Source organism: Paraperibacillus marinus (assembly GCF_046237605.1).
In the GTDB taxonomy this organism is placed as follows: domain Bacteria; phylum Bacillota; class Bacilli; order Bacillales; family DSM-1321; genus Paraperibacillus; species Paraperibacillus marinus.
Genome location: NZ_CP143542.1, coordinates 3158039 through 3182204, shown reverse-complemented (window position 1 = coordinate 3182204; position 24166 = coordinate 3158039). Strand labels below are relative to the sequence as shown.

The window sequence follows — 24166 nt, the reverse complement described above, 5'->3', positions numbered from 1 at the left end:
ATTTCTCTTCTAAAAGATTGTTGTTTTTTATTGAGTTATTTCAGAAGACTTAATTATTAAACATAGCTGATTCCTGAGCATGGATTCCTTCTAGAATAGTACAGATTTAGCAAAGGGCCCCGCAGGCAGGGGTCCTATTTTTTGTGCAGTCTCACCCAGGTTAATTAATAGTTTTTTTCGCATACTAATCCTAGAGCATTTTGGTACAGGGGGCATGGGTATGGAGGAACATATAGTAGTTATACTGAGGACAATCCTGGCATTTAGCATCTTGTTTCTGGCAGCGCGTTTTTTAGGAAAACAGACAATCTCACAAATGACGTATTTTGACTTTATAGCATCCATTACACTGGGTGCCATCATAGCTAATTTATCTTTTAATTTAACCATCAAGCCGCATCATCTGGTTCTCTCGTTCACATGGTATGTTCTCGTCATTTTCCTGCTCGCCTATCTTTCCATGAAAAGCAGGAGGGCAAGGCGTTTTTTTGCCGGAGATCCCACCATCCTCATCCAGAATGGCAAGGTGCTGGAGCATAACATGAGAAAGATGCGATATACGCTTGATTATCTGAATCAGCAGCTTCGGGAAAAAAGTGTGTTTAACATAGATGAAGTATTGTTTGCAATTCTTGAAGTCAATGGGACAATGACGGTTTTAAAGAAACCTCAGTACCGGCATGTTACCATACAGTCATTATCATTGCTGACTGATCAAGGAGATTCTTTCCCCATCGAGGTAATCATGGATGGCCAGATTGTTCACAACAACCTCAAGGAGAACCAAATTGGCCTTTCCTGGCTTCAGTCCGAGCTGGATAAGCGATGCCTCACGGAAAAGGATGTCTTCTATGCAGTATTAGGGGGAAACGGCAGCCTGTATATCGATACCTATAACGATCACATCCTATCTCCCATTGACCGAGAACCATAAAAAGCCCGCCAATGGAAATACCGTGAGGCGGGCTGGAACTGCTTATTCAGTTTCAAGATTTACGGATGGACCAAAGAATTCATAGTGAATGGAAGATTCGGCTATGCCTTCCTGTTTCAGCCCTGTAATGACTGCTTCCAGAAAAGGAACCGGGCCGCATACATAGAATGCCCCGCCTTCGTTTTTACGGACAGCTTCACCGAGCAGTACTCTATCAATGTATCCTGCCTTTTTAAAATGGACATTGTGAACATCCTGATCAACCGGTCTGCTGTAAATATAGGAAAGTTCCATATTTTTAAGAACTCCGCTTATATTCTCCAGTTCATCCCTGAAAGGCTGTACTCTTCCATTTTGGGAAGCATTGATGAAATGAACTTTTCTTTGTGGCTGGGTGTCCCCAATATATTGAAGCATGCTCATGAATGGGGTGATTCCGACTCCGCCGCCGATAAATGTGATAGGTACTGAGCCTTCGGTGAGAACGAAATCGCCTGCCGGCGCAGTGATTTCAATCAGATCGCCAGTTTTTGCGATATCATGAAGATAGTTGGAAACCTTGCCTCCAGGTAAGCTCGTTTCCTGTTCGCGCTTAACGGAAATTCGTAAATATTCCCGGCCAGGCGCTGCAGAAAGACTGTATTGACGGTTGTGAAGATACTCTTCACCCGGTATTTTGACTCGAACCGTAATATACTGTCCTGGAATGAAGCTTGGCAGAATTGAGGAGTCGGCTGGTTTCAGATAGAAGGATGTAATCACATCGCTCTCTTTAACCTGGTCTATGATCTGGAATTGTTTGAAGCCGGCAAAACCGCCTTCCTCTGCAGAAGCTTCGTCATACATTTCCTTTTCAATCCCGATGAACGCATCAGCTATCACTCCATATGCTTCTCCCCATGCATTCAGGATATCTTCCGTTGCAGCATCGCCCAAAACTTCTTTAATTGCACCCAGTAAATGTTCGCCGACGATTGGGTAATGTTCCGGCTGAACCATGAGGCTGCGGTGCTTGTGGGAGATTTTTTTAACCGCCGGGATAATGGTTTCCAGCTTGTCGATATACATGGCAGCTGCCAGTACCGTGTTGGCTAGTGCAGTCTGCTGCCGTCCGCGTTTTTGATTAACATGATTGAAAATGTTCAGAAGTTCAGGATGGCTTTTAAAAAGATTATTATAAAATACAGTTGTTATTTCTACACCTTTAACCTGTAAAACCGGAACTGTCGCTTTAATGATGTCGATGGTTTCTTGTTTCAGCATGATCATTCCCGCTTTCTTTAAAGAAGTATTTTGAATACATCTTTATGATAAATCCGCTTGGCATGAACTTCAATGCTTAAATATCACAACCTTGTGAACGATTGAGCAAACGTTATTATTCTTTCGCATTTGTGCTATCATAAAACAAACATAGATTTTCTACTTGCAGCCCAGACATGGAAAGGAAACCAGGACAAGAGCAGGAACAAACACAATGGGGCGGTGGAGCGGAGTACTGCGCAGGCAGGAATGCCGGCCAGATAAATGGTGTTCACACCTGGCTGCAGGAAGCCTTATGACTTTCCACAGAAAAAAACAGAGTTATGGGGGGAATATTGATGCGTTTGACCTATTATTCAGATTACTCCCTGCGTGTATTGATTTATCTGGCATCCGGGGATCGTGACCGGCTGGTTAATATAAAGGACATATCTGAAGCCTATGGAATTTCTAAAAATCATTTAATGAAAATCATTCATAACCTTGGAAGAATCGGCTATATCGAGACCATTAGGGGAAGGAATGGAGGAATCAGGCTTGCAAGACTGCCGGCTGATATAAATGTCGGGGAAGTAGTACGTAAGACGGAAGAAGACTTTTATGTGGTGGAGTGCTTTGACAGCGCGCAGAATCAATGTGTCATTTCTCCTGTCTGCACTTTGAAGCATGTATTGAACGAGGCACTTGAACAATTTCTGAAGGTGCTCGATCAATATACCATCCAGGATATGATCCCAAACGCCGGGATGCTGCAGCAGTATTTTGCGACAGCCCCGCGCAAGGAGCCGTCACCAGAATCTGCAGACTAACAGGAAGACTGCCATTCAGCAGGCAGATCCCGGTAAAGTGGAGAAAAGCCTTCACATAACATAGGAGTTAGCGGCAAAAATAGAAATTCAATGAACGAAAGCTTGGGATATTTTCCAAGCTTTTAATTTTATTCAATGTGGACAGGGAGCGCTAAGCAGCTCTTTCTTCTTTCTTAATTCGATTTAATGTAATCAGCAAACCAGATAATCCCGCAGCGAAGGAAGGTGGAATACTCCAAACAAGATAGCTCCATTGCCCAGTAACAGTTGATATGAAGAGAAAGAGCATTGGAAAACCAACTAAAACTATCAAAGATACAAAAAGTGCAAATTTGTTATGGCTATTCATGATTAACCTCCCCAGATATCAATGTACTAACAGAATTTTCAAACAATAATCTAAATTTTACCACATTGTTCGATAAATAGCTGGATAAATTAAAAGGGCGGTATAACATGGAGAATAAGACAGGAGAAGTGAGCAATACTCAGATTGTGATATAGAGTCAAGGGGCCATTGTGTGCTTTGCTCCAAGGTTACTTGACTCTCTTATAGTGGCTGTGAAACACCTTGAATAGCCTGTCATCGCCGCCGCGGTCAGGATGCAGTGCTTTCAGCAGTTTTTTGAACTCCCGCTTGATTTCGTCCGGTGGGGCATACCGGTCCAGGCCAAGGAGGTAATTGAAGTTATCCGATTTATCACCTTCGAGGTCATATTCCGCCTTTAACATCTTTTTAAGGCTGCGTACCTTCAGCTGCTCGAGCTGGAGGGCGGCTTTCAATAACTCTAATTCTTCTTCCATTATGTTCTTCTGCTCATTAGCCATCGCCATTGATCTCCTAAGTTTTTCATTACTCATCTTTTTCATCATAGCATGGTAAAACGTTAAAAACATCACAGTCAAATAACATTTAAGTTACGGGGCAGTGTGATGAGTTTGCGCTCCTGCAGCATGTATCAGTCTCTGGACTGAGAGGCAGATATTTGCTATAATCAAATGGTTATCAATGATAATCATTAATGTGGTGAAATAACGGAGGGATTCATATAAAAACATCTCAGGCATTCTTTCATGGGCTCCTGATGCTGTACAGACCTTTTGAGAGCAGCTTGAATGAGCTTCTATCAAGTCATCAGCTTCAAAGGTCTCAATGGACGGTCTTCTTTTATTTACACACATATGGACCCGCAACCCTTGTCGAACTGGCCAATTACCAGAGAGTTGAGAAGCCGAATATAACCAGGACAGTCCATCGCCTGGAGGAGCTCGGCTTCATCACCCGGGTTCCGAGTGCTGATAAGCGGGAAAAGAGAATTCAGCTCACACATACAGGGCGTACCGTCTATCAGGAGATGAGAGTGATCATCGACAAGTTTGAGGTGGAGATTTTAGCCGGGATTCCGGAGAAAGAGCAGAAAAAAATAATCCAGGCTATGGCCCAGATAAGAAATACATTGATAAAACGGGGGAATAGGAATTGAATGAACCACAGCCCAGATTATGGACAAAGGATTTTATTGTTGTATCGACTGTAAACTTTATATTGACCCTTATTTTTTATTTACTGATGGTAACTATTGCCGTCTTTGCCGTAGAAAGATTTGCTGCCTCAACAAGTGAAGCGGGGCTTGTAACCGGAATTTTTATCATCGGCACACTTTTTGGCCGCCTGTTCATTGGCAGGATTATTGATGTCATCGGACGAAGAAGGACTCTCTTCATTGGACTTATATTCTTTACGTTGACCACCCTGCTATATTTTGTGGATTTGGGGGTCGCTTTCCTGATGCTGAACCGTCTTGTTCATGGATTTGCCCTGGGGATGGCCTCAACAGCAACCGGAACCATTGTCGCACAGATCATCCCGGCGAAACGAAAAGGTGAAGGAATTGGTTATTACAGCATGAGTGCAACTCTTGCCACAGCCATTGGCCCGTTTATCGGGCTGTATATGAGCCAGCATACGAGTTTTTCTGTTATTTTTTCCTTTTGTACTGCACTCGGAGTTCTAAGCCTTGTCATTGCACTATTTGTCAAAGTGCCGGCCCTTCATACAGATCCGGGTATCCGGAAGGCAAAAGGTTTCAGCCTCGCAAGCTTTGTCGAACCAAAGGCATTGCCGATAGCGGTCATCACACTGGCCGTGGCTTTTTGTTATTCAAGCGTGCTTTCGTTCATCAATTTTTATGCGATTGAAATCAATCTAGTAGAGACGGCAAGCTTTTTCTTCATCGTATATTCGATTGCCGTACTGGCTTCACGTCCATTTACCGGCAGGATTATGGATACCAGGGGAGCGAATTTCGTGATGTACCCGGCGTTTATCCTTTTTGCAGCCGGCATGCTTCTCCTCAGCCAAGCAGGCTCTAGCTTTACCTTACTCACAGCAGGCGCCCTGATCGGTCTTGGATTTGGCAATATGCAGTCCACTACCCAGGCGGTGGCAATCAAGGTGACAGAGCCGCACCGGATGGGCCTTGCTACCTCTACTTTCTTTATTTTTCTTGATGCAGGGCTGGGATTTGGCCCATATATTCTCGGGTTGATCATTCCCCATACCGGCTATCACCTCCTGTACGCGATGATGGCAGCGGCCATCGCGGCAGGCGGAGCGCTCTACTATTTCCTGCATGGGAGAAAAGAGGCAGCGGAAAACGCTGCCGTCCCATCTCTATAAAAAAAGAACAGCTGCCGCCGGCAGCTGTTTTTCTTTGCATCAGACATCAGACAGCTCCCTCTCAATAGCCTCCATGTTTTTCATAGCGGCTTGATAGCCGGCTTCTATACAATGTACGGCCTTCTTGAATTCAAAGCCGCCTACAAAGCCCGTCTCTGGCATTAACACATAATCTGCATATTTGTTTTCGATTTCCATCTGCAGCTGCAGATTCAAATAAATGATTTTGTGCATGAGCCGGTATGCACCGCTTCCATGCCCCCCCATTTTGGCTATCGGGGTAATCGGGTCAATGGCGATCACTTTTTTTGCACCCAGGGCCCTGCAGACCTGGACAGGACAGTTGACAGTTACCCCTCCATCTACCAGCGTCTGTCCTTTATGCTCCAGGGGCTTGAAAAGAAGGGGTATGGCAAAGCTTGCGCGTACAGCATCAGAGATGAGGGCGTCTGTATCGTAATCAAAGCCTGGGATAGGGGATTGTGTAAAAACGAATGGCTGTCCTTTTTCTAAATCTGTCGCCACGATGCCGCACGGAAGCTTCATGGATGAGAGCGTTGCTTCATCAGTCAATCTGCCGACGAGGTTACGGAGCCGGTTTCCCTTCAGCCAACCATTTATATGCGGCTGCAGGAGCAGGGCCCTCAGCATAACCGCTTTATAATCGACATCAAGATACTTCCTGCTGAGGGCAGGGACGATTTCTTCTAAATCCCGCGCCTCATATCCATATGCATACAAGGCGGCTGCAATTGCACCGGAGCTTGTTCCTGTTACATGTGTCACTTTAATGCCGCACTCCTTGAATGCCCGCAGCACACCTACGGCTGCGCATCCTGGGATGCCGCCGCCGGCAAATGCCAATCCTGTCTCCATGGAAGTTCCTCCCTTAGATGATTCCTAGACTCGCAATATGTATGATACTTCTCCGTTTTCCGATTTAATACTATTACCCATAATTCCATCAGGTAAGTCCGTTGAATCTATAGGTGGAAGAATTCCACCCTGCAGCTGCGGCTATATACCGGCAGGTTAAATGTGTTTCTCATCTTTTCTGGCACCTAAGGATTCAGCCTTTTATCAGGAAAATTATTAAGACTCTTTCTGACTGACAGTCTTTTATTGATTATATGACACCAGAACAGGGTATTAATTAATAAAACAGCATGAAAAAAGGGGATAGTCATTATGATCAAAAAAGTGATTGGCGTCTACGATACCCAGGAAGAAGCCAAGGCAGCTGTCGATGATTTGAAGAAGCAGGGATACAGCCAGAATGAAATCTCGATTGTTGCAAAGGACATCGAAGGTCTGGGAGCTGAAGCCAACCAGGTAAAAGCAGGGGACAGAGATGGAGTCATGGCGGGTGCCGCAACAGGGGGCGCAGTCGGGCTTGCAGGATTATTCCTTGGATTAAGCTATTTGGCCATACCGGGAATCGGCCCGATCCTGGCAGCCGGCCCCATCATAACCATTCTCGGCGGGGCAGTGGCCGGTATGTCCACCGGGGCAAGCGGCCTCACGAAGGCTCTTGATGCAGTGGGCCTGAATGAAGAGCAGGTCCGTCAATATGTGGAGGACATTAAGAATGGAAAGATTATTGTAGCAGTGATTGATTCAACAAAAGATATACATGACGAAAAGCCTGAACTCTAACATATGGCTGAAAGTCTAAAAACATTGAAGTTCCCAGATACCGGGGGCTTTTTTATTTTGCCAGGATTAATAACCATATTGTCCTTTGGTTACACTATTCTCCATAAGCAGGAGGGATGGCATTGAATCAAGAAAAGATGGAAGCTCCACTGACGGCTCCTGAAATAGCCGCTCTTTGGTCTCAATACATGAATGACAGTTTATCCAAATGCGTACTGCTCTCTTTTCTCGGCAGCTGCCGGGACGGCAGGATCAGAGAGGTGCTGCAATTTGCGCTCATGCTTTCAGAACGTCATTTGGAGAAAGGCGGAGGATTTCTCCTGAATGAGAATTATCCGCTTCCTGTTGGTTTCCAAGAGGAGGATAACAAGAGCGCTCCACCTCTGTTCTCCGAATCGTTCATGCTCTTTTATATCTATATCATGAGCATCCACGGCATGACCCGCTATGCCGGAGCCATCGGCATCATAATAAGAGAAGACCAGCGAAGGTACTTTATGGAGTGCTGCAATGAGACTATGGAACTCTATAACAAATCAATCACTGTTCTTGCGGATATTGGATTGATCAGCCGGCCGCCAACTCTTCATAACAGGCATGAGGTGGAATTCATTAAAAAGGAAAGTTATATGGAGAACCTTTTTTCGGGGGATCGTCCTCTAAATGTGATTGAAATCAGCGGCATGTATTTGAATTTGCAAAAGACGGACTTGAAAGCAGTGCTCGAAACCGGTTTTGGGCAGACAGCACAGTCAAAAGAGGTGAAAGCTTTCATGAAAAGAGCCAAAAAGCTTTGCGAAAAGCATTTTGATTTGCTTGCCTCAATTTTAAGGGATAATGAACTGCCGGCACCGCGGAATTATTCGGCAGAAGTGACGGATTCGACATCACCGCCCTTTTCGGACAAGCTGATGCTTTACCATACTGCCATGCTGCTGTCATCTGCCATCGGATATTTTGGCGAAGCTTTATCAGTCAGTCAGAGGAAGGACTTATCCTCCTGTTATACGAGGATGATTGCTGAAATTGCTCTGCTTGCGGAAGACGGCATGGAGCTCCTCATCAGGAAGGGATGGATGGAACAGCCGCCAAGCGCCGCAGACCGTAAAGGACTGCTGGATGACTGATGTCCTGGGTTATCTCTTCATAAATATGAAGGTCACGGAAATTATAAGCAGAAATGGACAGGTTGATTATGGATCATACTAATATCCATTTAACATCAGGGGAAGTATCACAGCTCTGGGTCCGCTTATTTGAATGATAGTGTATTAGTGTGCATGCTGAATCAATTTTTGGCCAGAGTGGATGATCCAGAAGTACATGATTTATTGCTTTTTGTCAAAAAAAATCTGAAGAACATATTTACTTCATCCAGACTCTGTATGAAAAGGAAAATCATGCATTTCCAAAGCTTTTAAGGAAGACGATGCAGACTTTAATTCTCCACGGCTGTTCACTGACATCTTTTATTTAAATTTTATTACCCAAATGTCCAAATAGCGCTGGTTGGTTATAGTCTGAGTTTGAATTTGGCAGTCCGGAAAGATATTTTCCTGTTCTATAAAAAGTGCATGTCCGAAGCCATGGAAATTCAGGAGCGCTCAAAGAATTTGCAGCTTGCTAAATGCGTTTATCAGAGGGCACCATATATCCCGGTCCCTGAAAAAATAGACTTTGTTTCGAGAAAGAACTTTCTGAAAGGGCTGAAAAAGAAACAAAGGCCGATGACAGCATTGGAGATTGCCATCTTTACCTGAACTTCCAGCGTAATAATCTGGGGGAAGCGGCCCTGCTTGGTTTTGCCCAGGTTGCCAGATCGAAAGAAATCAAGGCATACTTCCAGGGGGGAGTTGAAATATCCCGGAAACATAAAGAGATCTTTCGTGACTCCCTTCAAGAAGGCGGCATGCCGGTCCCGGAGTCCTGGGGACAGGAACCGGAACAGTCAACCGAATTTACTTTTTCTGATAAATTGACGCTGTTCTTTACAACTGCACTTACAGCGCTGAGCATTGGTTTTTACAGTCAGTCATCAGCCATGAGTCCAAGGCTCGATTTAGGTATTGATTATGCCCGGCTCCTTGCAGAAGTATCCCTGTATGCGGAGGACGGAGCAAATATCATGATAAAAAATGAATAGCTTGAACAGCCTCCAACTGCCCCGGATAGAGAAGGGCTGCTGGGAGACTGACGATAATATCCCTCGTCCAGAAAAGGAAGGAGGGTTTTTTTGTGTAAAAAAAGGATTTAAAGAAGTTTTATTGAAATGTTACAGTTGTCGTTTTTGAACTGGATTTCCCTTTTCGCTGCTAAAAGAATCTTCACTGACTGAGCTTTAATATAGGAGGGAACTTCATGAGAAACAGAAGTGCGGCCGTCATTCTTAAAAAAAACAGGGCGGTGCTGATTAAAAGGAAAAGAGAAAATGAGGAGTATTATGTGTTTCCCGGCGGCGGGATTGAGGCAGGAGAAAGCGCGGAAGAAGCAGTCATCAGGGAATGCATGGAAGAGCTCGGAGTTTCCATCAAAATTAAAGATTTCTTCATGGATGTAGAATTTCAGGGGAAACAGCATTATTACCTTGCAGAGATCATCAAGGGTGAAATAAGCTCAGGTCTTGGGGAGGAATATACCGATCCGGAAAGAAATAGAGGTACATATCAGCCCCTATGGGTAAGGATTGGCGATTTTCCAAGTCTTGATATTCGGCCATGGGCTGCAGCAGAAAAAATAATGGGGATGACCCAGTGAATCTAACATGGTGAGAAAGTCCTTCCGGCCATTCAAGGCCAGCCGGAGAGTTTTCCGATACAGATGACAGTCATTCAAATGAATGATGAATAATAGCAGCATGGAGGTAAATGCATGACGGAAAGAGACATACAGGAGATCAGCTCGGATATGAGAAAGTTAGAGCATGAATACAAGCAGAGGATAGAGCCCTTCCGCCAGCCGCTCTGGCAGTATTGCTACAAACTGACCCGCTCTCCCTGGGATGCAGAGGATCTGGTCCAGGAGACCCTGCTTAGATCTTTATCCCTGCTTTCAAAAGTGTTTCAGGAAATGAATGTGAAAGCCTATCTTTTCAGGATAGCAGCGAATGTTTGGATTGATCAGCAGAGGAAGAAAAAGATTGTGTCCGAGGAATCCTACGAAGTGGAATGGATCAAAGACCCGGGAAATCCATTCAATACGATCGAGAATCTTGAATGGCTGGCGAGGAATCTGACACCCAGGGAATATGTGGCCATTCTTCTGGTAGATGTATTTCAATTCAAGGCTGAAGAGGCCGGAAGCATGATCGGCACACCAAGAGGGGCGGTATATGCAAGCCTTAACCGGGCCCGCGAAGTTCTAAAGGAGATCCAGAAGTCCGGCCCGGAAGTCCCCATTAAGAGGAAGGTTAGCGGAGCGTTGCACGGGAATCAGGTGGTCGGGGCGATGCTTGAAGGATTCCGCAGGAAAGACCCGGCGGTTATTGCTGCCCTGCTTGATGAAAATGTAGTGGTGGATATCACTCACGCCGGAGTTGAAATGGGGAAAGATGAAACACTGAAGAATTCCCTCAAGGATTGGCAGGAAACGGCCGCTGCGCAAGGGTGTCTCGGGGCAGAATATATTATTCTCTGGGGCAGGCCGGTGATCATAGAGTACGAAGTAAGAGAAGGCGTGCGCTATTTGAATAATATTCATTATGTGGAGATTGAGAATAATGTCATCGTTTACTGGAAGTTCTACTGTTTTTCCTGGGAACTGCTGCAGGCCGCTGCCCATGAACTGGAGTCAGGGTTGAATGCGAAGTACTTTCAGCATATATTTTAAAAAAATTATACTCCCAGGGTATAATATTGACTCTCTATTTCGTTATTGAAGATGTATAAATAATAGAAATGGAGTGTGCGCACTATGAAAAGTCCTGTACAAAACAAAATGAACACAGTTTTTATCCATGTTACCGACCTGAAAAAATCTGCTCTCTGGTATGGCCGGCTTCTCGGCCAGGAAGTCGATGAAGACCGAGTTTCACACCCGGTTTATAACCTGGAGATTGATGGTCCGGTCGGCTTAACGCTTGATGCCGGCCCCAAACCTGGAAAGGCAGCATCACCAGCGCCTTATCCCCTGTTTAATTTCCATACAAACGATATCAAAAAATCATTTGATTATGTTCAATCACTGAATATCGAATGTGACAGCGGCATAGTGGAGTTTGATGATTTTTCATTTTTCACAGTAAAAGATCCGGATGGAAATATCATCATGGTTTGTACGGGCTGAGTTTCAGCCATCATTATATGTTATGCTGCCGGCTTATTAGCAGGCAGTTTTTTTAGGTCGAAGTATGCGGTTCTAACAAAAAATGTAAATATTATAAAAAGGATATGTTAATTTATTTCAGGTCTTAAGTACTTAGGGACATGTCGAAAATCAGGGAAACATGACTTATCCGCGAAGCTGCTATTTCTCCATATGATCCACACAGTTATTTCGCCCTGCAACCTTAGCACTTGTTCTGAATATAGTTATTAACATTTCTTAACAATATGTTCAAAATCAGGAACTATACTGTTATCCGTAAGCTACTTAACGCGGGAGGGAAATGAGCGATGGATAATGGAGTTTCTTTGGAAGAGTTAATGAAAAGGTGGAGCGGATCAGCCCTTGGAAAGAATATGGACCGAAGGGACTTCATACAGGGGGCAAGCAAGCTTGCCGGATTATCCCTTGGCCTGGCACTTGCACAGTCTGTCACTGGGATGGAGGTGAATGCAGCGCCGAAATTCAGAGATTATCCATTTACATTAGGTGTTGCATCGGGAGATCCGCTTCCTGACTCAGTCGTTTTGTGGACAAGACTTGCCCCTGACCCGCTGAATGGAGGCGGAATGGCTCCGCAGCCTGTGCAGGTAAAATGGCAGATTGCCAGGGATGAGCATTTTCGCAAGGTGGTCCAGGAAGGAAAAGTTGCTGCCAGGCCTGAGCTTGGGCATAGTGTTCATGTAGAAGTGGAAGGACTGAAATCCGAACAGATCTATTATTACCGGTTCAAGAGCGGCGGCGAGACCAGTCAGACCGGAAGAACGAAAACCCTTCCCGCAGCTGGGACTGATATAAAAAGCATGAAGTTTGCTTTCGCTTCCTGCCAGCAATTTGAACATGGATATTTTACGGCCTATAAGCATTTGGCAAAAGAAGATCTTGATCTTGTCTTTCATCTTGGAGATTACATATATGAATATGGGCCAAATGAGTATATTTCCCCTTCAGGCAATGTGAGAATGCACAGTGGACCCGAAATTATTCAATTGGAAGATTACCGGAACAGATATGCCCAGTATCGTTCTGATTCCCACCTTCGGGCGGCTCACGCTGCTTTTCCATGGGTAGTAACATGGGATGATCATGAAGTGGAAAACAATTATGCAAACCTCAATCCTGAAAAAGGCCAGTCTGTCGAGGCATTCATAAAGCGGAGGGCTGCGGCCTACCAGGCCTATTACGAACATATGCCGCTCAGAAAGTCCTCATTGCCTGAAGGCTCTGATATGCGGCTGTACCGTGATTTCTCATATGGGAATCTGGCCTCGTTCTTTGTTCTCGATTCACGCCAGTATCGAGATGACCAGGCAAATGGGGATGGAAGTTCCCCACAGACACCGGAATCCCTGGATCCAAGCCGAACACTTCTTGGAGAAGAGCAGGAGCAGTGGCTTACGGACCGATTAGGAAAGTCAGAAACAAGCTGGAATGTCCTGCCGCAGCAAATCTTTTTTTCAGAGAGAAATTACGCAACGCTGACTTCGCCAAAATTCAGCATGGATTCCTGGGATGGGTATCCTGCTGCACGGGAACGACTGATGAAAAAGCTGAAAGAAAAGGGGACCAGTAATCTGGTAGTGCTTACAGGTGATGTCCACGCAAGCTGGGCTTGTGAAATTAAGGAGGATTTCATAAGACCGGATTCAAGGACAGTAGGAGTTGAATTTGTCGGTACCTCGATAACTTCAGGAGGAAATGGCGCAGACAAACGGGCTGATACAGATAAAATCCTGAGCCAGAATCCACATATAAAATTTTTTAATGATTACCGGGGGTATGTCAGGTGCACTCTTACCAAGGATCAATGGCGCGCAGACTACAGAGTGCTTCCATTTGTGACGGAGCCAGGAGCAGACATCTCAACAAGGGCTTCCTTTATTTATCAAAAAGATCAGGCCGGACTCCAGAAAATAGCATCAATACCGGTTCCTGAGGGAATCCAAATGACCAATGAAGTAGAGGAAGACCGTACTACTGCCCATAACAGAGCCCATGAGAAACAAAGAAAACGGATGAAGATAACTCAATAATTTTCGAGAGAGGAGGATTTAAATGCTTTCTAATATCGGAATCCCTGGACTAATTATAATTCTGGTCATTGCGCTGATTATCTTTGGGCCTGCTAAGCTTCCCGAAATCGGCCGCGCTTTTGGCCGGACCCTCACTGAGTTTAAGTCTGCTGCCAAAGGATTGACCGCTGATTTAGAAGAAGCGGAAGAAGAGAAAAAAACTCCATTGACTGCTGTCAAAAAGGAAGGTTGATACTCGAGGGAGGAGACCCGCATAACGCCTCCTCCCCCATTTTATTAATAGGCGAAATAAGGAGGGAATCTTGTGGAAAGCAAAGAGCTGCACCTAGGGGCACATTTAGAGGAGATACGAAAGAGATTTATAACGGTTCTTGCAGGATTTTTACTTGCCTTCACAGGGAGCTTTATTTTTGTTAAGCCTGTGTATGGCTGGCTGGTGAGGGATCTGCAAGGAAATCTTGCTGTGCTTGGTCCGAGTGATGTGCTGTGGATTTATTTTTCCATATCGGGAGTGGCTGCGGTGATGCTTGTTATGCCGCTTGCAGCCTATCAGATATGGGCCTTTGTAGCCCCGGCGCTTACCCAAGAAGAAAGGTCGGTCACACTCCGGTACATCCCGGGTTTTTTCCTTTTATTTGGAACAGGAATTTCATTTGGGTATGGAATACTGTTCCCGATCGTTATAGACTTCCTGGAGTCATTGTCAGCAGGTCAGTTTGAGACACTGTTTACCGCTGAGAAGTAATTTGGCTTCATGATTTCCCTGGTGCTTCCTTTTGGCTTCCTTTTTGAACTTCCGCTTGTTGTTATGTTCCTGACACGCTTAGGGATACTGAATCCAATCCGGCTTGCCAAAGGAAGAAAGCTCTCATATTTTGGGCTTGTAGTCATTTCCATCCTGATTACGCCGCCTGATTTTATATCGGATATTCTAGTGATCGTCCCATTGCTTCTTTTATATGAAGTGAGCGTTCAGCTTTCGCGATTTGTATACAAGAAGCAGGCAGCCGGGGCAGCAGCTGCATCGTGATCGTCTGATTTCTGATAGAGAAATAGTCTGCAGAAAAAGAAAAATTTGTAAAATTACTTGAACTGGACCCAATGAGAGGCTATTCTGTATGTATCAAATATCATAGGAGATTTTGGATGATACATATACCGGTTCCTGCCCGGCAGGTTATAGAGGAATATATGGAACTGATGGAGAGCAGGCTTCCGCTTGCATTGGGCGGTCTGTATCTTCATGGTTCAATTGCACTTGGTGCATTCGGGCCAGGCAGCGATGTTGATTTTTTGGCATTGACGAGTCGTTCCCTGGATCTTGGTGAAGTCGAAGTGTTAAAGGAAATCCACAGAATCCTGGCAGAAAATCATGATTGCGAACTGGATGGAAGTTATATACTGCAGAGGGACCTTCTAAGCGGCATTCCTAAGGAGGGCCAAACCTTCACCTATCAATCAGGAGCCCTGGTTCCCGGTCATATATACAACCCGATTACCAAACTTCTTTTAAACTCCAATGGCATCACGGTAGCAGGTACCCCGTGGAAGGATTTAGAGGTAAACTTGAACCCAGCAGAGACAGCAGCTTATGTAATGGATAACATGAACAGTTACTGGAGACCAAGGGTCATGGATATGAAAAAACATATTCAGGATATAAAACAGCTGCCCTCTGCTGTTATAAATGAAGAGATTGCATGGTCGGTCCTGGGAGTGCTTAGACAGTTTTACACACTTAAGGAAAATAAAATTATCTCTAAAATAGGGGCAGGGGAATATGGGCTGAACTCCCTGCCGGAGGAGTGGCATCCCGTCATCCGCTCCGCCATTGAAATACGCCGCGGACTGCCTGGATGCCTGCATCGGCCGGCCAGGGACCAGGTGGACCGGACCATCCAGTTCTTGCATTACTTAATTGATTATTGCAATACTGCATTTAATAATAAGCGAGGGAAAGAAAATGAAAGTGGGACTGCTGCGCCATTTTAAGGTGATCCGGGGTTATCCGAAACGGATGGTTTCTTCAGATGAACTGATGCGATGGGTGGAGGAATATGATGCTTCCGAGGTGGAAGAAAATGAAATAGAAGGGTGTGGAGTTGAATGGCAGAAATGCTTTTCAAGCACCCTGCCTCGGGCTGAAAAAACAGCTGAAAAAGCTTATGCTGGAGAAATTATATTCCTGGACGAGCTGAGGGAAATACAGCTTTCTCCCTTATTCTCTTCCCGATTCAGGCTGCCACTCCCGCTTCATCTGCTATTTATCCGGATTGCCTGGCTCCTGAACCATAAATCCCAGCCGATTTCCAGAAAAGAAGTGCTTCAGTCGATTGAATCTGTTCTTGATAGAATTCTGTCTGAAAAAGGAGACGTCCTCATAGTGGGGCATGGGGGTGTCATGATGTTCATGCGGAAATCCCTGATCAAAAGGGGGTTTACAGGACCTAAATTCAGAACGCCGGATAATGGGAAAATATATATCTATGAAAATCATTGACCAGACTGCCGCAGGCAGTTTTTTTTGTTTTGTTTTCTGATAGTTTAGGAGGCCGGAAGCAGTGCTTAAATTTAGCAGATTTAAAAACATTTTAATTACCCGGTGGATTAAGATATATTAATATAATGAAATGAACAGAAATGGAGAGACAGCATGTTATTCTTAAAAGCCCTCATCCTCGGTTTTTCCGTATCAGCCCCGCTTGGGCCTATTGGGCTATTATGTATTCAGCGCACATTGGATTTAGGAAGGAAGGCGGGATTCGCCACCGGAATCGGGGCGGCTGCGGCTAATCTGCTATATGCGGGCGTGGCTGTTCTGGGTTTCTCAGCTGTATCCTCCTTCCTGATAAAATATGAAATGTATTTAAGTATTATGGGTTCCATGTTTTTAATTTATATCGGGATAAAAGCCTTTCTGAAAAAAGAACCTGCTTCAGGAGCGGTTCTAAAGGGCAGGACTCCATATCAGATGTTTGCAGCCACTCTTCTTCTTATGCTGACGAATCCTTCAACGATTCTTAATTTCGCTGCGATGTTCACCGGAATTGGGGCAGCCGGGGAAGCAGGGGCATCTATCCATGGTGCAGCTCTCATATCGGGGGTTTTTCTAGGAGCATCCATCTGGTGGGCTGTACTGGTTATCACAATCAGTAAATTCCGCAGCAGATTTTCCCGTCATCTTCCTAAAATAAATAAAGCAGCAGGGCTGATGATTATTCTCCTTGCCTGCATAACATTGGTCCATCTGTGGCAGGGATAAAGCGCGGAATATGTAAATTAGTAGATTTTCCTTAACAAATGGTGTCTAAATATGTATAATATGGGTATAAAGTAACAGTCTAGCAAGACAAGACAGCCTGAATGGATAGGGGTGCCTTATGAAAAATAATGCTGAATGCCTGGTTTTTCTGCAGGAGCTTGACCGCCTGCTTGATGAATATAAAAGATGCAGTTTTTCCCATTTAAAGGAAGCCATACTGGCCGATATCCAGCTGATCAGCAAAGCGATCGGATACACAAGGCAGCAGCTTTAAGGATGCCTTTCAGTAGTGGTTACGGGAGAAATTGAATGTTTCTGGTATATAGACTGCCGCGCCTGTGCCGTCTACATAGGAAACTGTCACAATGCCTGACTTTTGGACATGCACTGTGCCAAGCTCGATTCCATTTCTCTCTACACACTGGATATCAAGGATGGTCGCCGCTATCGGCCCAGGGTTAACAATAGCTGTTACTGTTCCGCTGTTACCAAGAACTGCATTGATGGCAGCAGCACAGTTATCGCTGATTTGGACTGTTTCAAAGATTTCTGTGTTGATGACTGTCCAGTCGTACAATTTGGAAACCTCGTGTACACTCCATCTGATAGTTATTCTCCTAAAGAAGCTTCTGAAATAAGCGTGTTACATCATTTGCTTGCTAGAAGATTAAAATTCATTTTCCTTACATATTCATGTATGTATTGTCCGAATTTAAGTATAGGACCAGAGCCGCTTCTTTTGCAGCGGCCATTTTTGTGCTGCTTCCCGCCTTGCCGTTCATACTGCCGCTCGCATCTATTAAAATGGCATAATGAGTCTTTTTCAGAGCCGGATTATCTATTTTCTCATCCGGACGGTCGATATCCACTATTACAGAAGAATCGAAGTTTGCGAAGGTTTCAATCTCTTTATGATAATCCTCTGCTAATAGGTGAAGCATTTCCTCCAGATACTGTTCGTCAGTCAGGTCATCGGGAAGTTTGTCGAGTTCTGTATTCACCTTAGCTTCCTCATACTTGTCGCCGCTAAAAATACCTGGCTTGCGCAACAGCTTTTTTTCCTGTTCGGTCAAAGGACGTGCCGTATCCGGAAGTTCGTAATACTCCGCTTCCATTGGCTCATGATCTGCGGATGCGATCACTTCCTGTTTGCTTGCTTTCTTTTCTTCCTTTTTCGGCTGTTTGGATTCTTCCTGCTGACACGCAGCAAGGAGGAACAGCAAAAATACAGGTAAAAGAGTTTTCCGAAACATAATGACCTCCTATGGAATGGTAAAATTTATTAATGATGATAAGAATATCATAGGAGGAAATCAATAACAGTTAATAGAGGGAAGGCCCGATCAAAAAAAGAAGCCTGTTATCACAGGGCTTCTCTGATTTGTTGTACTGTGTCTCCAATTCCGGCGTGGATTCTGATATCAAATAAATCATCGGATTGTGTTCTTTCCCTGTTGATGATGGCCATGGGGATTCCTGCTGTGTGGGCGATGGCGGGAAGGAAATTAACCGGGCCAACCTCAAGTGATGATCCCATGACAATGAATAAATCGGCAGTCTCAGCCGCCTCGGCCGCCAGATCCCAATGGTGGATGGGGTCTCCGAATAAAACGACGTCCGGCTTCAATATTGTCCCGCAGATGGAGCAGAGGGGAACCGCCAGTTCATTGATATAATCTAAATCATATTTTGCGCTGCAAGAGGGACAGGAGGCAGTCTTCAAGGTGCCATGCACCTCGCGTATCCTGCTTGTACCTGATTTCTCATGGAGGCCGTCGATATTCTGAGTGATAACCACCGTATTTTTGCCCATTTCCTGAAGGAAGGTAATAAAGTCGTGCCCCCGGTTCGGTTCATACGAATCAAGAAGCTTCATGGCGAAAATCTCTTTATAGATTTTCCAAAACCCGGCTGGATTGTTTTTATAGTATGTGCGGGAAATCAGGCTTTCAAAGCTTTGATTATTCGTCCATAGTCCTTTCGTGCTGCGAAAATCAGGCAGATTTGATTCTGTACTGATGCCTGCACCGGTCAGGAAAGTGATGCTTTCTGCCTGTCGGATCAACTCCGTTAATTTTTCAATATCATTCATGGTCAGCCCCTCTTATGGTCGTAATATCTTGCATTATAAGGCAGGGAAGGGCCCGCTGCAATAAGGCGGGTCTGCCGAGCCATGCTAAAGCAGCGATCGGGCGGCCTGTCTGCCGCTGAATAAACACCCGCCAAGGAAAGTGCCTTCCAGGGACCGGTACCCATGGATGCCCCCGCCTCCAAACCCCGCAGCCTCCCCGGCTGCATATAGACCGGGGATGGCATCGCCGAATGCATCCAGGACACGTCCGGACAAGTCGGTTTGAAGTCCTCCCAAAGTCTTTCTGCTGACTATGCGGAGGCGCACAGCAATCAAGGGACCCATGGCGGGATCAAGAATCTTATGGGGAGCTGCGACGCGTATGAGCCTGTCTCCCAGATAGTTCCGTGCACCCCGGAGTGCTGTGATTTGAAGATCCTTCGAGAAGGAATTGTCCATTTCCCGGTCGCGGGCGAGGAGTTGTCTTTCTATTTCCTCTTCAACAAGAAGTGAGTTTCCGGCCAGTTTGTTCATCCCGGCCACCAGTTCTGCAAGGGAGAAGGCAATGACAAAGTCTTCCCCTTTATCCATAAAGGCTTTAACAGGTGCAGCAGGCCCTGGGAGAACACGGGAGAGTACCTTCTTTATGCTCTTGCCCGTCAAGTCGGGATTTTGTTCAGAGCCGGACAGGGCAAACTCTTTTTCGATTATTTTCTGGGTCAGGATGAACCAGGAATAATCATAAGAAGTGGATTGAATGGCCGCAAGCGTACCAAGTGTATCAAAGCCAGGGAAGTTAGGGGCTGGGAACCGTTTTCCTTCTGCATCCAGCCAGATGGAGGAAGGGCCGGGCAGAATCCGGATGCCGTGGTTCGGCCAGACGGGGTTCCAATTCTGTATGCCTTCTGTATAATGCCACATCCGGTCCTTATTGACGATTCTGCCGCCTGCACGTTCGGTTATTTCGAGCATTCTTCCGTCCACATGCTTAGGCACACCTGATATCATCGTCTTAGGAGGGGATCCAAGCCTTTCCGGCCAATTTTTCCTGATTAGTTCATGATTCCCGCCGATGCCTCCGCTGGTGATGATGACCGCTTCCCCAAAATATTCAAAGAAGCCTGCCGCTTCACGCGAGCTTTCGACTCCGCGTTCTGCATCACTCTCTACAAGGATAGTTCCCCTTATACCCACGGCGGCACCGTTTTCCATAAGAATTTCATCCACCTGGTGGCGGGGCAGATAGAAGGTATGGCCGGCTCTTATTCCATTCCGGACTCTGAGTTCAAAGGGTTTCACGATTCCTGGCCCGGTCCCCCAGACAATATGGAAGCGGGGGACGGAATTGCCGTGGCCTTCCGCTGTATAGCCGCCCCGTTCCGCCCAGCCCACTACAGGGAAAAAACGGACGCCCTGCTTATACAGCCATTGCCGTTTTTCGCCGGCAGCAAATTCAACATAAGCTTCAGCCCACTTTTTTCCCCATTGATCTTCATCTTCCCGGTCAAAACCGGCAGAACCCATCCAGTCCTGCAATGCAAGCTCGCAGGAGTCTTTTATCCCCATCCTTCTCTGTTCCGGTGAATTCACCAGGAAAAGTCCCCCGAATGACCACCAAGCCTGGCCGCCAAGGGAGGCTTCCGGTTCCTGATCAACCAGCAGAACACTTTTGCCCGCATCAGCCAGTTCAGCGGCGGCGGTCAGGCCGGCAAGCCCGGCACCAACAATGATCGCATTATACTTCATAAACATTTTCCCCTGTCTTCTATTATATTTGTCTCATGTATTCCTGCCTGAACCGGAAGGATCGCACGGAATATTCAGACATTAACAGCTGTTATAATAACTATAAGCCGGGGCAAACCGGCCGTCATCCTTTTTCTGTGGAAAAAAGGCGAAGCTTTAAGCACGCGGATTTTTGAATGTGTGAACATAAGTTATCTTCCTATCATACTTCCTTTCTCCGCTCCACCGCCATATTGTGTTTGTTCCTGCTCAATCTGGATCCTTTCCATAATTTGGGGGAGTGGAAAACTCATGTATGCGGCGGGGAAGGGGCTTTTTATTTAGAATAGGATCTTAAAATGAGGTATAATGGAAATAAAGTGCTGTTATTATCCAATACAGCAACAAGTAATGAAAGAGAGTGAAACCATATGGGCCGCAAGTGGAATAATATAAAAGAAAAGAAAGCATCAAAGGATGCCAATACAAGCAGAATATATGCAAAGTTTGGACGCGAGATATATGTGGCGGCTAAGCAGGGAGAGCCAAATCCTGAGTCAAACCAGGCACTCAGAATGGTACTGGAGCGCGCTAAGACATACAGCGTACCTAAGACAATTATTGACAGGGCAATAGAAAAAGCAAAAGGCGGCTCGGAGGAAAATTATGATGAACTCCGTTATGAAGGCTTTGGACCGAGCGGCTCCATGGTCATTGTAGATGCGCTTACTAATAATGTGAACAGGACAGCGTCAGATGTAAGGGCAGCCTTCGGCAAGAATGGCGGCAATATGGGCGTCAGCGGTTCGGTTTCTTATATGTTCGATGCTGTGGCAGTGATAGGGGTTGAAGGGAAGAATTCAGAGGAAGTCCTGGAACTGCTTATGGAAGCTGACCTGGATGTCAGGGATATCCTGGAAGAAGAAGAGCAGATCATCGTCTATGCAGAACCCGATCAGCTTCATGCCGTACAGGAGGCATTCCGGTCGGCAGGTGTAACAGACTTCACCGTTGCAGAGCAGACCATGCTTGCACAAAATGATATTACACTTCCCGAGGATGCACAGGCACTGTTTGAAAAGATGGTGGATGCCCTGATGGATCTTGAGGATGTACAGCAGGTTTACCACAATGTAGATTTAGGGGAATGATTTCCCGGGGACCTTTCTGCGAAAAGCAGGAGGGTCCCTTTTATTTTGCTGCACTTTACCCTGGCGGCGGTGACTTTAGCGGACCTAAAATCGACATGCTCTTATAAATGCGTTAAACTGACAGTAGAGCAATGTAGATTTACATATGCATATGTTAGGAGAGGCACTGATGCATCGAAACAAAGAATTATACAATTTTATGCTGGATAATACATGGAAGCTGACAGAACAATGGTATGAAAGCCTGGATAAAACCGATCCAAAAGGCGTCTATTCTTCTAAGGATCCAAAAATCATCGAAGGAGTCAAAAAGCAAAACTATGAATTTCACCTTAATTTCTGCAAAATATTTATCCTCGAAGAATCAGTCTTTATTAACCAGCTGGAAACATGGATTCTGAAGATTGCCCAGGATAAAGAACATCTGAGTACACCGGTTCACTATATCCTGAGAGAATTTTTCAGGACTGAGGAACAGTACCTGGATTTGATTGATGAATTTATGGAAAAAAACGAAAGCATATATACCCGGAAGGACTTCCATGCCTGGTACCGGATACTGATCAATGCTTTCAGCAAGATCCTCGTTTGGTTCACACAGGAAAATTATTATCATTCCCAGAAAAGGCTGCAGGGTCAGCAGGAATTGATCATGGAACTAAGTTCGCCTGTCATCAGCCTGAACCGGGAGGTGGCACTCTTGCCGCTCGTCGGTGATATAGATACGGTCCGCGCGAAATTCATCCTTGAAAATACTCTTGAGCACTGTTCCCGCCTTGGGGTCAATAACCTGCTGCTCGATTTGTCGGGTGTTGTAATGGTCGATACGATGGTGGCCCATCAGCTGTTCCAGCTGATTGAAGCGCTGAGTTTGATCGGTGTTAAGACTACACTCTCCGGACTGCGTCCGGAAATAGCTCAGACAGCAGTCCAGCTGGGTCTTTCATTTGATAAGATATCGATAAAATCTACACTTTCGAATGCCATCAATTCATCAGCCATCAGACTGCAATAAGGCTGGGAAGTAAATTGGCTCTGCTTCTGCCATCCTTCTGCAGGGTAAGGAAAATAGTGTAAATATGTGTACAGTAGAGAACAAGGCTGATTTTGGGGAGAAGTGCGCATGATTATTGATTTGAAGGATGAGGAGTTTTTATCAGCATGTAAGAGTAAAACACCTCTTGAGATGGTATGGGAGCTGACGAACGGGAATGTACGCGGCCTTGAAATGCTGGCTTTGAGATCGCTCCGGCAGCGGCAGAAGCTCCCGGCTCCTGTCGTAAATATCCTGATTGCCTACTTTTATCAGACTTATGCCGGAGTGGTCTATGACCGAAATGATCTGGCCCGGCTGTATGATCATTGGTCTTCCAGGCAGGTCGGTACAGTTGAGGAAGCCTTGCGGATGGCTGAAGAAGATATTACTAAATTAATGGTACAAATTAAAGGCCGCTAGCCCTGCCGAATTCAGCGGGCTATATATAAGGAAACGGCGCCGTTCAACAACGGCGCCGTTTGTCATTCATCAAAATTGATTTGATCTTCAATCCGGCCATGTTCATTATGGATGATAGCCATGGTCTGGGCTTCCTGGGCCAGGCGCTTTGCTTCATCAACAGCTTCTGATTTTGAATCAGTTGTCAATTCTGGATCGTCTTTTCCTTCGGTTTTTACAGCCCATCCTTTTTCATCGTGGGGTACGACGTGAAATCTTGCCTCGTTTGTACCGGCCCTGTCCTTAAAATATTCATCGCGTTCTTCTTTAGTTTTTTCTGCCATTTGGTAACCTCCTTAAAATGGATGTCTTAGATTTTACCCATTTAGGAAGAGGGAGAAACTTAGGCAGTATTTGAACTAAAACCGAAGCCTAAGCTGACACATTTTTTATATGCTGAGTAAAATCAGCAAAGGTACCCGTATAACACTGCACCTCTGACAAATGATAAAAAGTACTGGAGTTTTCTGGAGAAAAGCTGGCATCATCCGGTGAATAAAGCCAAATTTGTTTTCCCTGTCCAATGGCCATGCCGAGTTCGATATGGCTTCCCTTGCCGCCAGGCAATATCAGGATGAATACATCTGACTCCCATACTGCCTGTTTTTCTTCCTCACCGATCCTTTTCAGTTCTGCAAACGAATCTGCAGGGGAATTCTTCGTCCAGTCGTAGGTGTGAATATGGCTGTCTGCCCTGAGCTCCCTTGCAAGCTCCCTTACGAGGCCGATATTATTAAAGCTTGAGGCTATGTAAAATTTCATCGATT

The 24166-nt window shown here is 45.5% G+C and carries 31 protein-coding genes and 1 pseudogene; 22 read left to right on the top strand and 10 right to left on the bottom strand.

What is annotated here, in order from left to right; translation table 11 throughout:
- Positions 1-220: 220 nt before the first annotated feature.
- On the top strand, positions 221-934 hold the full coding sequence (locus V1498_RS16050) for a DUF421 domain-containing protein (RefSeq protein WP_409294682.1): 714 nt from the start codon (positions 221-223) through the stop codon (positions 932-934).
- Between the two features lie 42 nt (positions 935-976).
- On the opposite strand, the gene hmpA is transcribed toward V1498_RS16050, so the two are convergent.
- The gene (gene hmpA, locus V1498_RS16045) at positions 977-2197 is read right to left on the bottom strand and encodes an NO-inducible flavohemoprotein (RefSeq protein ID WP_409294681.1); all 1221 of its coding nucleotides are present in this window, start codon (positions 2195-2197) and stop codon (positions 977-979) included.
- Between the two features lie 176 nt (positions 2198-2373).
- Between hmpA and V1498_RS16040 the strand changes: the two genes are divergently transcribed.
- Both V1498_RS16040 and V1498_RS16035 read left to right on the top strand, forming a co-directional pair.
- Positions 2374-2496: a hypothetical protein gene (locus V1498_RS16040; RefSeq protein WP_409294680.1), complete on the top strand. Its 123-nt coding sequence runs from the start codon at positions 2374-2376 to the stop codon at positions 2494-2496.
- Between the two features lie 39 nt (positions 2497-2535).
- Positions 2536-3006 carry an Rrf2 family transcriptional regulator gene (locus V1498_RS16035; RefSeq protein WP_409294679.1) on the top strand — a complete coding sequence of 157 codons (471 nt, stop codon included), beginning with the start codon at positions 2536-2538 and terminating at the stop codon, positions 3004-3006.
- A gap of 151 nt (positions 3007-3157) precedes the next feature.
- Here V1498_RS16035 and V1498_RS16030 read toward each other — a convergent pair whose 3' ends face one another.
- Both V1498_RS16030 and V1498_RS16025 read right to left on the bottom strand, forming a co-directional pair.
- On the bottom strand, positions 3158-3355 hold the full coding sequence (locus V1498_RS16030) for a hypothetical protein (protein ID WP_409294678.1): 198 nt from the start codon (positions 3353-3355) through the stop codon (positions 3158-3160).
- Between the two features lie 188 nt (positions 3356-3543).
- Positions 3544-3834, bottom strand: coding sequence for a hypothetical protein (locus V1498_RS16025; protein ID WP_409294677.1), 291 nt, complete (start codon positions 3832-3834; stop codon positions 3544-3546).
- Between the two features lie 257 nt (positions 3835-4091).
- On the opposite strand from V1498_RS16025, the gene V1498_RS16020 reads away from it, so the two are divergent.
- Together V1498_RS16020 and V1498_RS16015 are read left to right on the top strand one after the other, a co-directional pair.
- Positions 4092-4490, top strand: coding sequence for a MarR family winged helix-turn-helix transcriptional regulator (locus V1498_RS16020; protein ID WP_409294676.1), 399 nt, complete (start codon positions 4092-4094; stop codon positions 4488-4490).
- Complete coding sequence (locus V1498_RS16015; RefSeq protein WP_409294675.1) at positions 4487-5686, top strand: MFS transporter; 1200 nt, start codon at positions 4487-4489, stop codon at positions 5684-5686. The genes V1498_RS16020 and V1498_RS16015 overlap by 4 nt, the downstream gene beginning before the upstream one ends.
- Positions 5687-5725: 39 nt before the next feature.
- Here V1498_RS16015 and V1498_RS16010 read toward each other — a convergent pair whose 3' ends face one another.
- A complete protein-coding gene (locus V1498_RS16010) occupies positions 5726-6562 on the bottom strand; it encodes a patatin-like phospholipase family protein (RefSeq protein ID WP_409294674.1) in 837 nt (278 codons plus the stop codon).
- A 312-nt stretch (positions 6563-6874) separates the two neighbouring features.
- Between V1498_RS16010 and V1498_RS16005 the strand changes: the two genes are divergently transcribed.
- From V1498_RS16005 to V1498_RS15940, 14 genes and pseudogenes are all read left to right on the top strand, one after another.
- Positions 6875-7342, top strand: a complete 468-nt coding sequence (locus V1498_RS16005) for a general stress protein (protein ID WP_409294673.1) — start codon at positions 6875-6877, stop codon at positions 7340-7342.
- Positions 7343-7464: 122 nt separating this feature from the next.
- Complete coding sequence (locus V1498_RS16000) at positions 7465-8469, top strand: DUF3231 family protein (RefSeq protein ID WP_409294672.1); 1005 nt, start codon at positions 7465-7467, stop codon at positions 8467-8469.
- A 399-nt stretch (positions 8470-8868) separates the two neighbouring features.
- Positions 8869-9102: a hypothetical protein gene (locus V1498_RS15995; RefSeq protein WP_409294671.1), complete on the top strand. Its 234-nt coding sequence runs from the start codon at positions 8869-8871 to the stop codon at positions 9100-9102.
- Entirely contained in the window at positions 9078-9485 is a 408-nt protein-coding gene (locus tag V1498_RS15990) for a DUF3231 family protein (protein ID WP_409299321.1), read from the top strand. The genes V1498_RS15995 and V1498_RS15990 overlap by 25 nt, the downstream gene beginning before the upstream one ends.
- A gap of 215 nt (positions 9486-9700) precedes the next feature.
- Positions 9701-10096 (top strand): NUDIX hydrolase, encoded by a 396-nt coding sequence (locus V1498_RS15985; RefSeq protein WP_409294670.1) that lies wholly within the window; start codon positions 9701-9703, stop codon positions 10094-10096.
- 114 nt (positions 10097-10210) lie between these two features.
- Positions 10211-11167 carry a sigma-70 family RNA polymerase sigma factor gene (locus V1498_RS15980; RefSeq protein ID WP_409294669.1) on the top strand — a complete coding sequence of 319 codons (957 nt, stop codon included), beginning with the start codon at positions 10211-10213 and terminating at the stop codon, positions 11165-11167.
- Between the two features lie 84 nt (positions 11168-11251).
- Positions 11252-11623 (top strand): VOC family protein, encoded by a 372-nt coding sequence (locus V1498_RS15975; protein ID WP_409294668.1) that lies wholly within the window; start codon positions 11252-11254, stop codon positions 11621-11623.
- Positions 11624-11952: 329 nt separating this feature from the next.
- Complete coding sequence (locus V1498_RS15970) at positions 11953-13695, top strand: alkaline phosphatase D family protein (protein WP_409294667.1); 1743 nt, start codon at positions 11953-11955, stop codon at positions 13693-13695.
- Positions 13696-13717: 22 nt separating this feature from the next.
- Positions 13718-13927: a twin-arginine translocase TatA/TatE family subunit gene (gene tatA / locus V1498_RS15965; protein WP_409294666.1), complete on the top strand. Its 210-nt coding sequence runs from the start codon at positions 13718-13720 to the stop codon at positions 13925-13927.
- A 72-nt stretch (positions 13928-13999) separates the two neighbouring features.
- Positions 14000-14725, top strand: a pseudogene (tatC, locus tag V1498_RS15960) (twin-arginine translocase subunit TatC).
- A gap of 116 nt (positions 14726-14841) precedes the next feature.
- A complete protein-coding gene (locus V1498_RS15955) occupies positions 14842-15687 on the top strand; it encodes an aminoglycoside adenylyltransferase domain-containing protein (RefSeq protein WP_409294665.1) in 846 nt (281 codons plus the stop codon).
- Positions 15659-16195 carry a histidine phosphatase family protein gene (locus tag V1498_RS15950; protein WP_409294664.1) on the top strand — a complete coding sequence of 179 codons (537 nt, stop codon included), beginning with the start codon at positions 15659-15661 and terminating at the stop codon, positions 16193-16195. The genes V1498_RS15955 and V1498_RS15950 overlap by 29 nt, the downstream gene beginning before the upstream one ends.
- Positions 16196-16348: 153 nt before the next feature.
- A complete protein-coding gene (locus V1498_RS15945) occupies positions 16349-16957 on the top strand; it encodes a LysE family translocator (RefSeq protein WP_409294663.1) in 609 nt (202 codons plus the stop codon).
- 118 nt (positions 16958-17075) lie between these two features.
- Positions 17076-17231 (top strand): hypothetical protein, encoded by a 156-nt coding sequence (locus tag V1498_RS15940; protein ID WP_409294662.1) that lies wholly within the window; start codon positions 17076-17078, stop codon positions 17229-17231.
- Between the two features lie 9 nt (positions 17232-17240).
- Here V1498_RS15940 and V1498_RS15935 read toward each other — a convergent pair whose 3' ends face one another.
- From V1498_RS15935 to V1498_RS15920, 4 genes are all read right to left on the bottom strand, one after another.
- Positions 17241-17534 (bottom strand): hypothetical protein, encoded by a 294-nt coding sequence (locus V1498_RS15935; RefSeq protein ID WP_409294661.1) that lies wholly within the window; start codon positions 17532-17534, stop codon positions 17241-17243.
- 106 nt (positions 17535-17640) lie between these two features.
- Positions 17641-18210: a hypothetical protein gene (locus tag V1498_RS15930; protein WP_409294660.1), complete on the bottom strand. Its 570-nt coding sequence runs from the start codon at positions 18208-18210 to the stop codon at positions 17641-17643.
- Positions 18211-18320: 110 nt separating this feature from the next.
- Entirely contained in the window at positions 18321-19049 is a 729-nt protein-coding gene (locus V1498_RS15925) for an NAD-dependent protein deacylase (protein ID WP_409294659.1), read from the bottom strand.
- Between the two features lie 84 nt (positions 19050-19133).
- Positions 19134-20774 (bottom strand): FAD-binding dehydrogenase, encoded by a 1641-nt coding sequence (locus V1498_RS15920; RefSeq protein WP_409294658.1) that lies wholly within the window; start codon positions 20772-20774, stop codon positions 19134-19136.
- Between the two features lie 410 nt (positions 20775-21184).
- On the opposite strand from V1498_RS15920, the gene V1498_RS15915 reads away from it, so the two are divergent.
- The 3 genes from V1498_RS15915 (at position 21185) to V1498_RS15905 (ending at position 23360) form a co-directional block, all read left to right on the top strand.
- Positions 21185-21904: a YebC/PmpR family DNA-binding transcriptional regulator gene (locus tag V1498_RS15915; RefSeq protein ID WP_409294657.1), complete on the top strand. Its 720-nt coding sequence runs from the start codon at positions 21185-21187 to the stop codon at positions 21902-21904.
- Positions 21905-22073: 169 nt separating this feature from the next.
- Positions 22074-22919 carry an STAS domain-containing protein gene (locus V1498_RS15910; protein ID WP_409294656.1) on the top strand — a complete coding sequence of 282 codons (846 nt, stop codon included), beginning with the start codon at positions 22074-22076 and terminating at the stop codon, positions 22917-22919.
- A 108-nt stretch (positions 22920-23027) separates the two neighbouring features.
- Positions 23028-23360: a hypothetical protein gene (locus tag V1498_RS15905; protein WP_409294655.1), complete on the top strand. Its 333-nt coding sequence runs from the start codon at positions 23028-23030 to the stop codon at positions 23358-23360.
- A gap of 62 nt (positions 23361-23422) precedes the next feature.
- On the opposite strand, the gene V1498_RS15900 is transcribed toward V1498_RS15905, so the two are convergent.
- Together V1498_RS15900 and V1498_RS15895 are read right to left on the bottom strand one after the other, a co-directional pair.
- On the bottom strand, positions 23423-23683 hold the full coding sequence (locus tag V1498_RS15900) for a DUF2188 domain-containing protein (protein WP_409294654.1): 261 nt from the start codon (positions 23681-23683) through the stop codon (positions 23423-23425).
- 88 nt (positions 23684-23771) lie between these two features.
- Positions 23772-24161 (bottom strand): group-specific protein, encoded by a 390-nt coding sequence (locus V1498_RS15895; protein ID WP_409294653.1) that lies wholly within the window; start codon positions 24159-24161, stop codon positions 23772-23774.
- Positions 24162-24166 lie beyond the last annotated feature (5 nt).